Origin of the sequence: Fusibacter bizertensis, assembly GCF_029914245.1 — a bacterium.
GTDB lineage: Bacteria > Bacillota > Clostridia > Peptostreptococcales > Acidaminobacteraceae > Fusibacter_C > Fusibacter_C bizertensis.
Window position 1 is genome coordinate 220,101 of the sequence record NZ_JARYZI010000005.1, and the last position, 16,913, is coordinate 237,013.

At 33.9% G+C, this 16,913-nt stretch carries 13 protein-coding genes and 1 other annotated feature; all 13 genes read left to right on the top strand.

Features of this window, described 5'->3' with window-relative positions; translation table 11 throughout:
• The first annotated feature begins 163 nt into the window (after positions 1-163).
• The 13 genes from QE109_RS09630 to ppdK all read left to right on the top strand — a co-directional run bounded on the left by QE109_RS09630 (position 164) and on the right by ppdK (position 16,868).
• The gene (locus tag QE109_RS09630; RefSeq protein ID WP_281094250.1) at positions 164-1,180 is read left to right on the top strand and encodes a PhoH family protein; all 1,017 of its coding nucleotides are present in this window, start codon (positions 164-166) and stop codon (positions 1,178-1,180) included.
• A complete protein-coding gene (locus QE109_RS09635; protein ID WP_281094251.1) occupies positions 1,140-3,290 on the top strand; it encodes an HD family phosphohydrolase in 2,151 nt (716 codons plus the stop codon). Before QE109_RS09630 ends, QE109_RS09635 begins: the two co-directional genes overlap by 41 nt.
• 1 nt (position 3,291) lies before the next feature.
• On the top strand, positions 3,292-3,774 hold the full coding sequence (ybeY, locus tag QE109_RS09640) for an rRNA maturation RNase YbeY (RefSeq protein ID WP_281094252.1): 483 nt from the start codon (positions 3,292-3,294) through the stop codon (positions 3,772-3,774).
• Entirely contained in the window at positions 3,774-4,871 is a 1,098-nt protein-coding gene (locus QE109_RS09645) for a DUF3048 domain-containing protein (protein ID WP_281094253.1), read from the top strand. The genes ybeY and QE109_RS09645 overlap by 1 nt, the downstream gene beginning before the upstream one ends.
• Before the next feature lie 12 nt (positions 4,872-4,883).
• Positions 4,884-5,273, top strand: a complete 390-nt coding sequence (locus QE109_RS09650; protein WP_281094254.1) for a cytidine deaminase — start codon at positions 4,884-4,886, stop codon at positions 5,271-5,273.
• Between the two features lie 35 nt (positions 5,274-5,308).
• Positions 5,309-6,199: a GTPase Era gene (gene era / locus QE109_RS09655; protein WP_281094255.1), complete on the top strand. Its 891-nt coding sequence runs from the start codon at positions 5,309-5,311 to the stop codon at positions 6,197-6,199.
• Between the two features lie 90 nt (positions 6,200-6,289).
• Positions 6,290-7,660, top strand: coding sequence for a magnesium transporter (gene mgtE, locus QE109_RS09660; protein ID WP_281094256.1), 1,371 nt, complete (start codon positions 6,290-6,292; stop codon positions 7,658-7,660).
• 19 nt (positions 7,661-7,679) lie between these two features.
• On the top strand, positions 7,680-8,447 hold the full coding sequence (recO, locus tag QE109_RS09665; protein WP_281094257.1) for a DNA repair protein RecO: 768 nt from the start codon (positions 7,680-7,682) through the stop codon (positions 8,445-8,447).
• Between the two features lie 192 nt (positions 8,448-8,639).
• Complete coding sequence (locus QE109_RS09670) at positions 8,640-10,625, top strand: methyl-accepting chemotaxis protein (RefSeq protein ID WP_281094258.1); 1,986 nt, start codon at positions 8,640-8,642, stop codon at positions 10,623-10,625.
• A gap of 265 nt (positions 10,626-10,890) precedes the next feature.
• Positions 10,891-11,436 (top strand): DUF4342 domain-containing protein, encoded by a 546-nt coding sequence (locus tag QE109_RS09675; protein WP_281094259.1) that lies wholly within the window; start codon positions 10,891-10,893, stop codon positions 11,434-11,436.
• 70 nt (positions 11,437-11,506) lie between these two features.
• Positions 11,507-11,671 (top strand) — a binding site (T-box leader).
• A gap of 152 nt (positions 11,672-11,823) precedes the next feature.
• Positions 11,824-13,215, top strand: a complete 1,392-nt coding sequence (locus QE109_RS09680) for a glycine--tRNA ligase (protein WP_281094297.1) — start codon at positions 11,824-11,826, stop codon at positions 13,213-13,215.
• Positions 13,216-13,313: 98 nt separating this feature from the next.
• Positions 13,314-14,132 carry a pyruvate, water dikinase regulatory protein gene (locus tag QE109_RS09685; protein ID WP_281094260.1) on the top strand — a complete coding sequence of 273 codons (819 nt, stop codon included), beginning with the start codon at positions 13,314-13,316 and terminating at the stop codon, positions 14,130-14,132.
• A gap of 111 nt (positions 14,133-14,243) precedes the next feature.
• Positions 14,244-16,868 (top strand): pyruvate, phosphate dikinase, encoded by a 2,625-nt coding sequence (gene ppdK, locus QE109_RS09690; protein ID WP_459251424.1) that lies wholly within the window; start codon positions 14,244-14,246, stop codon positions 16,866-16,868.
• Positions 16,869-16,913 lie beyond the last annotated feature (45 nt).

Genomic DNA, 16,913 nt, shown 5'->3' on the forward strand with positions numbered 1-16,913 from the left:
ATTAAGTAATAAAACTTCGGACGCGATGTTCGAAGTTTTTTATTTAGTCACAACTACTTTGTGATAGAATCTTCGGGCTCGATGTCCGAAGATTTTTATTTGATGTGATTTATACATAAAATTATGTTAAAATAAATGTAACAATTACACTCTGGAGGTTTAAATGACAGCTGTGGCCGTTAAAAAAATGATACTAAATGATTTTAGTGCTTTTCATTTGTTATTTGGGAATTTAGATGAAAATATCATATTATTAGAAAAGGCGTTTAATGTGAGTATCGTTTCAAGAGATGGAGAGATTAGTCTCAAAGGGGAACCTCAAAATATATCAAGCGTAGAGGAAGCGATACATGTACTTGTTAAAAATATTCAATCAGGTGAATTAATAGATAAACAAAAAGTTAGTTATGTGATTCAATCTGTTAGCACCGGAGATGGTAGTAAACTTGATGATTTAAGCAAATCGTTTATTTGTGTTAATTCAAGAGGAAAATATATAAAACCTAAAACAATTGGACAAAATCAATATATTAAAACGATACAAAGTAGAGATGTAGTATTTGGAATTGGTCCTGCGGGTACAGGTAAGACTTATTTAGCTGTGGCAATGGCAATTAGAGCATTTAAAAATCATGAAGTAGGAAAAATCATCATTACGAGACCAGCAGTTGAAGCTGGAGAAAATCTAGGTTTTTTACCAGGCGACTTACAGATGAAGGTCGATCCTTATTTACGGCCTTTGTATGATGCTTTATTTGATATACTCGGTCCAGAGACTTATAATACCTACAAGGAAAGAGGTTTAATTGAGATTGCACCTTTAGCTTATATGAGAGGACGAACCTTAGATAATGCATTTATCATATTAGATGAAGCACAAAATACAACTAAAGAACAAATGAAAATGTTTTTAACTCGGTTTGGCTTCAATTCTAAGGTGGTCGTCAACGGTGATACCACTCAAATTGATCTCCCAAACGGGCGTCGATCTGGCCTTATACATGCAATAGAAGTTTTGCGTGATGTCCCAGAAATTGGTTTTGTTTATATGAGTGAGAAAGATGTAGTCAGACATGAACTTGTTAAGAAAATTATACTCAGCTATGACCGCTATGAAAAAGTGAATAAGGAAGTGAAACATGGCTCAAAACAAGAATTCAAACAAGAAAACCAAAAATAAGAAAAATTCACAAAATCGTAAGTTCTTGCATTTAAAAGTGAGAAATAAAGAACTTTTAATTAATTTTTCAATGATGTTTTTTAGTCTTCTTATTGTTTTTTTTACCTTAAATAACGCTAATTTTTATGGAATTTATAATTATCAACCTGGCAATACAATTCAAGAAGATATTTATCTTCAAAATGATATTGTAGATATTGCTGCTACTGACGCTTTGAAGCAACAAAAAGCTGCTGAAGTAGAACCAATCATGTATGTAGATTTTTCTAAACAAGTTGAGTCAAAAAAAAGCTTAAACGAATTTTTCACTAGGCTTTCTGAGATTAAGAGTGATTATTCTGAAGATATAGAGCTTATGAAAAAAATTTATGCAGGCATAGAAAGAAAAAATATATACAACATCACATCTGAGGAATTAATGACGTTAATTACGTTGAATAACGAAAAACTTAGTTTATTACAAAATTATGCAACCGATATTACAGTTGAAAATATGTCAAGTGGTCTTACTGAAATAGAGAAAATTGAAGCAGTTTCAACAATACAAAATTATATTGAAGCACAAAGTGACATTTCAGATTTTGATAAAGGCATCTTGTTGAAATTGATTTCAGGTGTTTTAGTAGAGAATAAGTTTGTAGATCAAGTTAAAACAACTCAAAAAATCGATACTGAATTAGCAAAAATCGAGGATGTTGTTTACAAGAGTGGCACCTTGTTTTTAGCAAAAGGAACAATTTTATCTGATGCGAACTATAATCTGCTTAAAAGTGGTGGTGTAATTGTGGAATCCACATGGGATTCTGTAACCATGAAATTAGGTTTGATTTTAATGCTGGTTATGCTCTGGGGAATTTTGCATATGTATCTTTCTTTTTTTGAAAAAGATATTATGGCATCTCCAAAAAAATACGGCATATTGATTAGTTTATTCTTAACATTTTTCTTAAGTGCAGGATTTTTCTATGATATTTCACCATATTTAATTCCACTCCCAGCTTTTTCAATTCTTGCTAGCATCATGATAACACCAACAATAGCCATTTATTTTGGTATAGGGTTACTGATACTGATCAGTATGCAAACGGGACTGAGTGCTTATACTCTGATAGCATATTTATTAACAATTCTTATTACAAGAGCCTTGGTGAAGAATATCAAACAAAGATCTCAAGTAGTAGGTATCGGTTTGTATGTTTCTTTAGTGCTTGTAGTGTTTACTTTAACTCAAGGGATTATCAATAAAACTGAAATTTCCAATTTGCCATTGAGCATCTTATTTGCAGCTTCTAATGGAGTTTTAAGTGCGATTCTAAGTATAGGCATAATGCCGTTTTTCGAAAGCTTTTTTGATGTGCTAACTCCTTTTAAGCTTTTAGAACTTTCAAACCCAAACAGACCTTTATTAAAGCGTTTACTCATTGAAGCGCCGGGAACTTATCACCATAGTATATTAGTTGGCAATTTAGCTGAAACTGCTGCACATGATGTGGGGGCAAATAGTTTACTGACAAGAGTATCGTCTTTTTATCATGATGTAGGTAAACTTGAACGTCCTTATTACTATAAAGAGAATCAAGTCGGTCATGAAAATCCTCATGATAAATTACCTCCACAAGTCAGTGCAAATTTCATTAAGAATCATATGAGTTATGGTGTTGATTTGCTTCAAAAGAATAAACTTCCAAAAGAAATCATCGATGTCGTAAAAGCACATCACGGTACATCTTTGATTAAGTATTTTTATCATAGGGAACAACTCAACAACCCTGAAGTAGACATCGCTAGATTTTTGTATTCTGGTCCCAAACCTGATTCTAAAGAATCAGTTATATTGATGTTGGCTGATTCAGTTGAAGCGGCTGTAAGAAGTTTAGAAGAACCTACTCAAGAATCAATTACCAATCTAATTGATAAAATTATTGCTCAAAAAATTTCAGAAAATCAGTTTTCAAATGCTAATTTAACTTTCAGGGAGTTAGAAATAATTAAGAATTCGTTTCTAAATGTTTTAAGTGGTATTTTCCACGAGAGAATTGCTTATCCTGAAATTAATATGAACCAAATCTCAAAAAATGCTTTTGACCAAACTGAACAAAAGGAGAAATGAAATGCAAGTTGAAATTCTAAATGAAACGACCACTGAACTTGATTCTGAACTGCAAGCTTTAATAGTTAAAGCAACGGATAAAGTTCTTGAATACGAAGATTTTGATATCGAGGGTGAAGTAAGTGTTCTCTTCGTTAATGATGAGAGAATTAAAGCACTTAATTATGAATTCAGAAAAAAAAATGTCGTCACAGATGTATTATCATTTCCACAGTATGATTCTATTAAAGAAGATGGTGTAAACGAACCCTTCATCTACCTTGGTGATGTTGTTATTTCGTTAGAACAAGCCAAACGTCAAGCAGATGAATTTGGCCATACTATTGAGAGAGAAATCGTCTATTTAACAGTACACAGCATGTTACACTTGTTTGGATATGATCATTTAACTGAAGAGGATAAGATTGAGATGAGAACTAAAGAAAAAGCAGTTCTTGGTGCACTGAAGATCTTCAAAGGAACTTCCATAGGGGAGGACCAGTGATGAAAAGAAATATAGTTATCGGTGGTTCAGTTATAGGTACAATCATACTTGTTGTCATATTAGCGCTTGTTTTTAAATCTCCAAGTAATTCATTTGAAACAACAGAACCAACTACCACCCAAGTCGTTGTAACTGTGCCCACTGAAACTGAAACTGAAATTGAAGCAACAACTTCGGCACCAGTAGTTGACAGTCATTATAACCCTCTAACCGGTACTTATAGCGACAGTGACTTGACAACTAGACGTCCGATTGTAGTTATGTTAGATAATCAGTACTTAGCAAGACCACAGGCAGCACTAGCTGAAGCTGATGTTGTTTATGAGATACTCGCTGAAGGATTAATCACACGCTATATGGCAGTGTTTTATGGGACGTATCCAGACCATATTGGACCAGTACGTAGCGCAAGACCCTACTTTATAGAAAAGGCTTATGAGTTCGATCCATATTATGTCCATGTTGGTGGCTCAATGCAAGCCTTGTCAGATATTAGAAAATATCAGTTGGCTGATATTGATGGTTTAACCAGTGGCGCCTTTTGGAGAGAAAACCATAAAAAAATCCCGCATAACATGTATACCTCTTCAGAATCCATAATAAAAGATGCAACTAGACTTGGTTATGCTGATACAAAGCCTTTTTCATTTTTAAATTTTTATGATGAATTCACCATAATAGAAGGTAAGGATGCAACTGATATTACATTTGTTTACAAAGAACCCGTAAAATCAGATTCTATTGGTTACTATACTTCGTATAAATATAACGATGAAAAACATCTGTATTTCCGTTATACTAACGGAGATGCACATGTTGATGAAAACACAAAAGAGGAACTAACTTGTACGAATATCCTTGTTCAGTATGCTAAAACTGTAGTTCTTGACAATGAAGGTAGATTGGATGTTGATTTAATTACCACTGGAAAGGGTAAATATTATAGTGCAGGTAAAGTGATGGACGTCACGTGGTCTAAAAAAACTGTAGACTCAAAAACTGATTTTTTTGACTTGAAGGGCAATCCGATCACCTTGAATCCTGGAGTAACATGGTTTCAAATCATGAAAATTGGTACAGAAGAAACTATAAAATAGCGAGGTAGAATAATGAATTATAAACAACTGGTAGAAAAAGCATATGAAGCAATGGATTTTTCATATTCACCATATTCAAATTTCAAAGTTGGTGCTGCATTATTGACTAAATCTGGTAAAGTTTATACTGGATGTAATGTTGAAATTGCATCTTTTGGCGCAACTAATTGTGCTGAAAGAACAGCTATATTTAAAGCGATTTCTGAAGGAGAACATGACTACAAAGCAATCGCTGTTGTATCATCAAGCAGAGATTTCACATATCCTTGTGGTATTTGTAGACAAGTAATTGTTGAATTCTCTAAAGATATTGACATCATAGTTGCAAAAGACTATGATTATGAAGTCTATAAAATAGAAGAATTATTGCCTAAATCATTTACACAGATAGATTTGAAATAAGTGTATAGATACAAAGGTTAAATTAGGAGGAATGAATGCAATTGAAATCAGGCTTTGTCACCATCATCGGTAGACCAAATGTCGGAAAATCAACTTTATTGAATGGGATTATTGGTGAGAAAATCGCCATAATGTCAAGCAAACCACAGACGACTAGACACAAAATTACTGGTGTTTATAACGATGACGACAGTCAGATTATTTTTGTGGATACTCCAGGTATACACAGACCCAAAAATAAGCTTGGTGATTATATGGTTAATAGTGCCAAGAGTGCTATAAATGATGTTGATGTTGTTATCCTTATGGTAGATCACTCTATGAAAATTGGTCCTGGAGATGAATATTTATTAGATTTCATCAAAGAATCAAAAGTAAAAGTTATTTTAGCCATCAATAAGGTCGATTTAATCTCACCTGATGCTTTCAAAACAATTTTTGAGACATATGAACAATTTGATTTTATTGATCAGATTATTGGTTTATCAGCAATCAACAACAAGGGAACAGAAGATTTGATAAAAGCTATTAAATCTAAACTCCCTGAAGGTCCTGCTTTTTATCCAACAGATCATATGACCGATCAAACTGAACGGACAATTGTTTCTGAAATTATACGTGAAAAAGTACTCATGTATATCGATGATGAGATCCCACATGGGGTTGCTGTAGAGGTTCAAAGTTTTAAGAAGAGAACCAATAAAGAACTATACGATATTGAAGTTGATATTATATGCGAAAAGCAGTCTCATAAGGGAATAATTATTGGTAAAGAGGGGCGCAAATTAAAAGGAATTGGCAAGAGTGCACGTCAAGATGTAGAACGATTATTACAAACACCAGTGAACTTGCAATTGTTTGTTAAAGTACGAGAAGGATGGAGAGACAATTCTAATTTCCTTAAAGGTCTTGGTTATAAAGAATAAGATTTTATTTAATTAAATTTAAGATAATAATTTTTTAAGGGTAAGTGAAAAACTTACCCTTAAAGCTGTTTATTAAAGGAGGTGGCACACATGGGCTTGCTGATGTTTTATGAATATCTATCAAAAGTAGAAACACTACTTGAAGAAAATAAAGATTTAGAACTTCACGTTTATCTTGAAGACATGCATGCTGCCGATATTGCAGAAGTGCTAGAAAATCTTGAAGATGATCAACAAATTCAAGTTTTCGGTTTATTGTCAGACGAAAAGGCAACAGAAGTACTTGAGGAGATAAACTCAGAGCAGTTTAGTATCCTCTTAAAGGACCTAACTTACGAGAAAAAAGTTACCCTTTTAGAAAATATGTCTCAAGATGATATAGTTGATAAATTAAGTGAACTTCCAGAGAGTAGACAACAAGAGATTATCGCTTTTCTCGATTATGAAGATGCCGCAGACGTAAAAGAACTACTCGTTTACGAGGAGGGAACTGCTGGTAGAAGCATGACAAAAGACTATGTTTCTATACGCAAAGACTATTCAGTTTATTATGCCATAGAGACTTTACGTGCAATTGCACCAGATGCTGAGACTATATATTATTTATATGTTACAGATGAAATTGATCGACTAGTTGGCGTTATTTCATTGCGTGAACTTATTATTTCACCGCCAAACCGTACGGTTGATACTATTATGAATGAAAATTTAATAACTGTTAATGTTAACGATGATCAAGAAGATGTTGCTAAAGTTGTATCAAAATACGACTTATTAGCTGTACCAGTCGTAGATAATGATAACATCTTAAGAGGAATCATAACCATTGATGACGTATTAGATATTTTAGAAGAAGAAGCAACAGAGGATATCTTCAAATTTGCTGGTACGTCCGAATATGAAATATATGAAAACGATACAACCTTATTTAAACGTGTTAGAAATTCAGTTATGTCTCGTCTACCATGGCTAATTATAACAATTTTTGGTGGGTTATTATCTGCAAGAATTTTAGCAAACTTTCAAGGTACCATAAGTGCAAATGCAACACTTGCTATGTTTATGCCACTCCTTACAGGAATGGGGGGGAATGTAGGTACACAATCATCGACAATTACAGTTAGGAATATTGCAACACACGTTATAGAAGGGACTGGCATCTTTAGGACACTTATACATGAGATTTCAGTAGGACTATTTGTTGGGATTGTTTGCTCTACTATGGTTGCATTTGCAGCAATGATGATGCAAGCAGATTATCATATAGCCTTAATTGTAGGCATTGCGATGTGGGCAAATATGACTACAGCTGCAACCATTGGAACTATTGTGCCACTTGTTTTTAAAAAAATAGGTGTTGACCCTGCTGTAGCATCGGCACCTTTCATTACTACAACTATAGATTTAACAGGCTTAACAATTTATTTTTCACTAGCAACAATTATGATTACAAAGGTTTAATCGATCGATAGGAGTTTATATGTATTTGGAAACTGATGCTTTAGTCATCAAAACGACAAAGACGCTTAATAACGACTTATTTTTGACCCTATATTCTAGAAAAGCTGGAAAAATCGAAGTCGTAGCAAATGGTGCCAAAAGTTCCAAATCTCAGTTATCGGCTTGTTCCAAACCTTTTGTTTATGGCCATTTCACACTGAATACACATAACAAAGTCACTAAAGTAATCTCGTGTGAAATCATTGATTCTCATTATCGTATTGCCGACCAATTGGAAACATTAGCTTATGGTAACTATTTTATCGAATTATGTAACTTAGCTACAATGCCCAATATAATTGATCTAAAGCATTTTCAATTGATTGTTGAGATCATATCACTCTTATCTAATAGCGCTAAAACAGTGGGAACAGAGCAACAACTTGATTATGAATTACTTAAATTGGCATATCTGATCAAACTGAGTGTAATAACGGGTCATCAAGCTAATTTGCAATATGTTTGTACAAATTGTGCCAGTCAAGATCAGGTTATGTATTTTTCAGTTCAAGCTGGTGGACTAATTTGTAAAAGTTGTGAAGCAACTCAGTATAGAGGTGTTAAACTAAATGAAACATACTTAAAATTAATTCATTATTTAACACTAAAAGATGTTCGCGTTATCATAAAAACTAAAATCCATAAAAATTATGTGTTTCACCTCAATCAAATATATGAAGATTATATCTTATTTCATAACAACATCACTGAAATAAGATCAAAATCATTTTTAAAAAGCATAGAGTAATGATTCTAAATACTAACTATTTATGTATAAAATATTTTTTATGCAAATATTATTGTTATTATATAATTTTTATCTTGACAAGAAAGTGTATATACACTTTCTTTTATTTTTTTTTTCTTTATGTTAATATTTAAAATATTGTGGGGTATATATCATTATAATTTAATTTGGGTAAAACGGGGAGGAATGAATATGAAGAAATTCAGCTTAAGGGCCAAACTCATTTTGGCATTTGTACTTGTGATAACGATTCCTATGTTAGCACTAAGTGGTATCGTCTATAAAATTACTAAAGATTCTTATTTTGAAAATATGAAAGGATCTGTGTCTGAAGTTTCAGAACAGATTAAAAACAGTACAGTAAACTATATGTCTATTTATGAGAGGGCTACAAAGCTTATATCAGAGGATCCAAATGTTAAAGTAGCTCGTACAAGTGAAGAAAGCAAAACATGGATGTTTAAGTCTTTTGATTCTTTTATCAAAGAATACAGTGAAGTTAAAAATATCTATGTTGGGTACAAAGATAAACAAATGCTCATTTGGCCATCTACAGATTTACCAGCTGGTTATGATCCTACTATTAGACCTTGGTATACAGATGCTGTTGCAAAAGATGGTTTTATTTGGACTGCTCCTTATAAAGATGCATCTGATGAATCTAAAACAGTTATATCAGCAGCAAAACCTGTCCTAAGCGCATCAGGTTCTTTTGAAGGCGTACTTGCGCTTGACCTTGATATCACAAAAATAGCGAATACAATGAATGCAATCAAAGTTGGTAAAAAAGGCTATGTAATTGCACTAGATAGCAATAATATTCCTTTTACGCATCCAAAGCCGGAGTTAGTTGGTGAAGAAATCCCTATTCCTGAACTAAAAGCTTTTGTAGAAAATAATACGACTGGTTCAATTGATTATGTTTATGACGGTGTTAAAAAAATTGCTTTTATTACTACAATTGATGAACTTGGCTGGAAGATATTAGCACTAGTAGATGAAAGTGAAATAGCATCACAAACTAGAGCATTACTCATAACACTTGCTGGTTTTGCATCACTACTACTTGCTATAGCAATTGTTGTTGCTATAGTGTTCTCAAATGTTCTTCTTAAAAACATAAAAATTATCAGTGAGTATATTAGTGTTGTAAGTAAGGGTGACTTCTCTAAGAGAATCAATATCACTGCTAAAGATGAAATTGGTCAACTTTCACATGATCTAAACGAAATGTTAGATAATGTATCTGGACTAATGCATAATGTCACACAGGCTACAGCTGATGTTCTATCTTCATCAAACGACTTAGTTGGACTGTCAGACCGTTCTACTCAAGCAGCTAAAGAAGTATCACATGCTGTAGAAGAAGTCGCTATGGGCGCTTCTAAGCAAGCTGCTGATAGTGAAACTAGTAGTAAGGTTGCATCACAAATGGGTGATAACATCAAAACCCTAACAGAAAATATTGTTTCTATGATCGATCAAACCTCAAAAGCGAGCGAAATTAATAAGAGCAGTGTCGAAGCTGTTACTGTTTTAAGACAAAAGAATACAGAAAATAATGATGCTACTCAAAAAACTGAAAAGGCAATTTTGCAGTTGGCTTCTCAATCTGAGGCAATTGGTAGTATCGTACAAGCAATTAGCACAATTGCTGAACAAACAAACTTACTAGCTCTTAATGCATCGATTGAAGCTGCGAGAGCAGGTGAACATGGTAGAGGTTTTGCAGTTGTAGCGGATGAAATCAGAAAACTTGCTGAAGAATCTAGCAAAGCAGCCGGTGAAATTAAGAATATAGTTGATAGCATTCAGCATGAGAGTTCAAATACAGTAACGATTATGCAAGAAGTAAAAACACGTTCTAATGATCAAAATATCGCTGTTCAAAAAGTTGAAGAATCATTTAATTCGATCTTCACAGCTATAACAAGTATACAAAGTGTAATTGACTCTGTGTCAAAAGACATTGAAGTTTTAGATAGCAGTAAGATTGAGATTCTTGATAGTATATCTAGTATTGCAAGTATTTCAGAAGAAGCTGCTGCAGCTTCAGAAGAAGTAAGTGCTTCTATGCAAGAACAGACAGCTATTGTTGAAGAGGTTGCTTCATCAGCTGAAAGATTGAGAGATCTTGCTGTAACACTTGAAACTAACATCAGTAAATTTACAATATAAAATTAGTCTTCAAAAGAATAATATTTTAACAGTTTAAAACAGTTTTCATTTATTATAGAGCCTTATTATAAATGAAAACTGTTTTTTTATGAGTTCAATCTCCACGTTTTATCGTTGCTGATCCAAATGATGGTTAAAATATCATTAAAAATAGACTATAAATCTGAAAAATTGTTCATTTACAATTATTAAGTGGTATAATACAACTATCAAATAGCAATTTATCACTTTTAGAATAAATATTATTTCAAAAGGAGAGAGAATTATGAGAATTACACTTGAAATGGTTGATGAAGTTATTAACAGAACTGGTGTCAATTACAAAACTGCGAAAGAAGCACTTGAACTGAATGAAGCCGATGTTTTAAAAGCGATTGTTTATCTAGAAGAACAGTCAGACTTTAAGACAAGTAAAAAGTTGAATGGTCAAGATGTTGTTGATCGTATGAAAACCTTGGTAAATGAAGGTCTAGTGAGTCAAATTTTGATTGAAAAAAACGGAAAAACAGTAGTTGACTTACCAATATTTGCAGGCGCTATAAGTGCTGTGATTTTTACAATTCCTACTGTTGCTGGAATCATCGCTGCAATTGCAACTGGCTGTGAAATTAAAATTTTGAAAAAAGATGGAGACGAAATTAACTTCAATGATTTAACGCAAACAAAATTTGAAGACTTTATGAATATGATCAACAAAGAAAAAAATAAATCGCAAAAGAAATCAAGTGAAGAAGAAGCCGATGTAGAAGAGACTGAGCTTTATGAAAATGAAGAAGATTTTTTTGTTTCAGAAGACGATGAGACTAAGTAATCGCATATCATAGGTTTCTGTAATCTATAGCTTTACAGTGTTAAAAATTTATGGTAGAATCATTAAAAATACTGCTGCAATGACGGAGAAAAGTAACGTATAGTACCCTTGAGAGAGTTAACGGTTGGTGGAAGTTAATGGGAAATATATGAGAAGGCACTTCTGAGCTATGCAAACTTAAGTGGACCGTTTGGTCAACTAGGGTGGAACCGCGGAATAATCTTTCGTCCCTTCTATGGGATGGAAGGTTTTTTTTGTTGTTACAAGTTATTGTGCTCATTGTGCTCATTGTTATAAAAGTGTATTCAAAGTTCAGTGTTTATTTTGTCATCATCTTGGACACTGTAATAAAAAAAAGCAGCAATTATAGATAAAGTAAAGGAGGCAATTATGGAAAAGGTAACTATGGAAAAAGTAGTATCACTGTCAAAATCAAGAGGTTTTATATTTCCTGGCTCTGATATTTACGGTGGACTCGCAAATACTTGGGATTATGGTCCATTAGGTGTAGAATTAAAGAATAACGTCAAACAAGCATGGTGGAAAAAATTTGTTCAAGGTTCACCATATAATGTTGGTATTGATAGTGCAATTCTTATGAATCCTGAAGTGTGGGTTGCATCAGGACATGTTGGTGGTTTTAATGATCCACTAATGGATTGTAAGTCATGTAAAACACGTTATAGAGCTGATCAACTTATTGAGGCTCATATGCATACTAAAGGTGAGATGGCCGATGCGATAGATGCTTGGGGCAATGAAAGAATGGAGAAATATATTGCAGATGAGGGCATCAAATGTAGTAATTGTGGTGCGATTAACTTTACAAGCATACGCCAGTTTAACCTTATGTTTAAAACGTTCCAAGGTGTAGTAGAAGATTCGTCAACAGAGATATTTTTAAGACCTGAAACAGCGCAAGGAATTTTCGTAAATTTTAAGTCTATTCAACGGGCTGCAAGAAAAAAAATTCCATTTGGAATTGGACAAATTGGTAAATCTTTTAGAAACGAAATTACACCTGGTAATTTCACTTTTAGAACGCGTGAATTTGAACAAATGGAACTTGAATTCTTCTGTGAACCAGGAGAAGATCTAAAATGGTTTGCATACTGGAAAGAATTCTGCATGTCATGGCTTCACAAACTTGGCATGAATCCTGCTAATGTTAAGTTTAGAGATCATGATTTAGAAGAGCTATCACATTATTCTAATGCAACAACTGATATCGAATATAAGTTCCCATTTGGTTGGGGAGAACTATGGGGAATAGCAGATAGAACTGATTTTGACCTTAAAGCTCATATGGAGCATGCGAAAACAGATTTATCGTATCAAGACCCCGTGACAAATGAAAAATATGTTCCGTATTGTATTGAGCCTTCTCTAGGAGCAGACAGAGTTACTTTAGCATTTTTAGTAGACGCATACAATGAGGAAGCTCTAGAAGATGGTACGACACGTATAGTTCTTAAGTTTCATCCTGCTCTTGCTCCTTTTAAAGCAGCAATATTTCCACTTTCAAAGAAGCTTAACGCTTCTGCTGAAAAAGTCTTTGAAGAACTGGCAGAACATTTTAATGTTGATTTTGACGACTCTGGAAGTATCGGAAAACGTTATAGACGACATGATGAGATTGGTACGCCTTTCTGTATCACATATGACTTTGAATCTGAAGAAGACCAAAGTGTTACAATTAGGCACCGTGATACGATGGAGCAAGAAAGAGTTAAAATTGATGAATTAGTGGAATACATTAATAAAAGACTGAAATTCTAAGAAAAATAAGTTTTTTTTATCTTTTCTTATGATTTTTCGTTTTAGATATAAATATTGGGATATAATAATTATGATATTGTATTTTTGGGGAGGTTTAGATGGATAATCGATATTATATTTTCATACTTTCGGATTCTCTTGGTGAAACTGCATCTCATGTAGCAAGAGCCGCTATGAATCAATTTTTGAATAAAGATTATGTCGTTAAGAAGTACAATTACGTTCGAGATGCAGATGCGGTCGAGGAAATTGTAATAGAAGCATCTAAGCACAAATCCATGGTTCTATTTACCACTGTTATGGAAGATTTGACAAATACAATCGTTACCATGTGTGCGACACATAATGTTATTTGTCATGATATCCTGTCACCAGTTTTAGGACAGTTTTCATCTTTCTTTGGAGATACACCAGTTAGAAAACCTGGTACGATGTACAAACTTGATGATGATTATTTTGAGAGGGTAGCGGCCATTGAATTTGCTGTTAAATATGATGATGGTAAAGATTTAAGAGGTCTTAAATACGCGGACATTGTACTTCTTGGGATTTCAAGAACTTCTAAAACACCACTTAGTATGTATTTGTCACATAAAAACGTAAAAGTAGCCAATGTTCCTTTAGTTCCTGAGATTCAGGTTGCAAAGGAGATATTCCAGGTTCCTAAGAATAAATTGATCGGACTTACAAATTCACCTGAAAAGCTCAATGAGATACGCATTGAAAGACTTAGAGCTTTAGGCCTTTCTTCTGATGTCGAATATGCAAATTTCGATAGAATACTTCATGAGCTTGACTATGCAGAAAAAGTGTACAAACAACTAGGTTGTCCTGTAATAAATGTTGCAAATAAAGCCATCGAGGAAACTGCAAGTATCATTCTCGAAATCACAGGACTCAACATCAAACTTAAATAGCATAGTATTGCAATCGCTTTTGCATTTGCATGATCTAAGGTAATTGACCCATAGTAAGTCTCGTATTTACTATGGGTTTTTTATAAAAATTCTTTGTGAGGGAAGGTTTTTATGATGAAAAAGTATGTTTATGCCTTTGAAGAAGGTAACAAGGAAATGAAAGCATCATTAGGTGGTAAGGGTGCAAATCTAGCTGAGATGAAAAAAATCGGCCTCCCTGTACCTGACGGATTTACCATCACCACGGAAGCTTGTAATCAATATTATGTTGATGGCAAGAAAATTTCCGAAGATATTAGATATCAAATTTTAGATTACTTAATTAAACTTGAAGAAAAGACAGGTAAGAAGCTTGGTGATCATGATGATCCATTGCTTGTTTCCGTACGTTCAGGTGCTGTTATATCAATGCCTGGTATGATGGATACTGTGCTTAATCTTGGTCTCAACGATTTATCTGTTGAAGGGCTTGCTAAACTCACTGAAAATCAACGTTTTGCATATGATTGCTACCGTAGATTTATTCAAATGTTCGGAGATGTCGTACTTGAAATTCCTAAATACAAGTTTGACAGAGTTTTAGATGGTCAAAAAGAGAAAAAAGGCTATGAATTAGATACACAATTAACTGTCGAAGACTTTACACATATTATTAGCGAATATAAGGAAATTGTAAAAAGAGAAAAAGGATTTGATTTTCCAATGGATCCGAAAGATCAAATGATGCTTGCTATTGAAGCTGTATTTGGTTCATGGAACAACGATCGCGCAAGAGTATATCGTAATTATAACGATATTCCTCACGATCTTGGAACTGCAGTTAATATTCAGTCTATGGTTTTTGGTAACATGGGAAATACATCAGGAACTGGTGTTGCATTTACAAGAAATCCATCTACAGGAGAGAATTTGTTGTTTGGAGAGTTTCTAATTAATGCACAAGGCGAAGATGTAGTCGCTGGTATCAGAACACCTCAAAAGATTGATGAACTCAAAGATGCTCTACCAGAAGTTTATGAGCAATTTATCGATGTTGCTAACAAGTTGGAAGCACATTATAAAGATATGCAAGACATAGAGTTTACAGTTGAACGTAGCAAACTATTTATGCTTCAAACCAGAACTGGAAAACGTACTGCTTTTGCTGCAGTTAAGGTTGCAGTTGATATGGTAGCTGATGGCGTAATCTCTAAAGAAGAAGCACTTTTAAGAGTATTACCGTCTCAACTTGATCAACTGCTTCATCCAATGTTCAGTCCAGAGGCATTAAAAGATGCTACTCCAATCGCTAAAGGTTTACCTGCATCTCCAGGTGCAGCTTCAGGTAGAGTTTATTTCCATTCTGAAGATGTAGCTAGACAAAAGGAAAACAATGTTGAGTGTATACTTGTTAGAACTGAAACTTCTCCTGAAGATATTGAAGGGATGGTAGCAGCAAATGGTATCCTTACTGCTCGTGGTGGTATGACCTCACATGCAGCAGTTGTTGCAAGGGGTATGGGTAAATGCTGTGTTGCAGGATGTAGTGAAATATTCGTCGATGAAGATGAAAAGTATTTTAGAGTTGGTGAAGAAACTTTTAAAGAAGGTGATTGGATCTCTCTCGATGGTAATACTGGTTCAGTTTATAAAGATAAACTCAAAACAGTTGAAGTTGCTTTAACAGGTGATTTTGCACTTTTACTTTCTTGGGCTGATGAAATTAGAACATTAGGTATTAGAACTAATGCAGATACACCAAAAGATGCGGAAGTGGCTGTTAAATTTGGTGCAGAAGGTATTGGCCTTTGTAGAACAGAGCATATGTTTTTTAGTGAAGAGAGAATTCTTAATGTAAGGAGAATGATTCTATCCGGTACGTTGCAAGAGCGTTTAGAAGCTTTAAAACTCTTATTACCATACCAAAAAGAAGATTTTATCGGGATCTTTAAAGCTTTAGGCGAAAGACCTGTTACTATTCGCTTGTTAGATCCACCTTTACACGAATTTGTTCCCCACAAAGATGAAGAAATTCGTGAACTAGCTAAAGATCTTGACCAAACTTACGAATTTGTAAAATATAAAATAGATAATTTAATGGAGACTAACCCTATGCTCGGACATAGAGGGTGTAGGCTTGCGATGACATATCCTGAAATATATGAAATGCAATGTATCGCGATATTTGAAGCTGCAATTTATTGCAAAAAGGAACTTAGAATTGATGTAAAACCAGAGATTATGATACCTTTGGTTGGTCACTTAAAAGAGTTTACTGAGCTTAAGTCACTTGTTAAGAAAGTTGCGGATCAAATTATTGGCGAAACCGATATTAGCTTGGATTACAAAATCGGAACCATGATTGAAGTTCCTAGAGCGGCACTTATAGCAGATGAGATTGCTAAAGAAGCTGAGTTTTTCTCATTTGGAACAAATGACTTAACACAAATGACCCTTGGTTTTTCTAGAGATGACTCTGGTAAATTCTTACCTGAATACCTTAAGAAAAATGTATTTGATAAAGACCCATTTGAAACAATTGATCAAAACGGAGTCGGTAAGCTTATCTCAATGGCATGTGATTTAGGAAAACAATCGCAGCCAGGTATAAAACTCGGTATTTGTGGGGAACATGGTGGAGAACCTAAATCTATTGAATTCTGTCATAAAGCAGGGCTCAATTATGTATCGTGTTCACCATATAGAGTGCCTATTGCTAGACTTGCAGCAGCACATGCGGCGATTAAAAACAAATAATCAAATAAAATAGCATTAATTTAAGGGGTACTATTCCAAATTAAT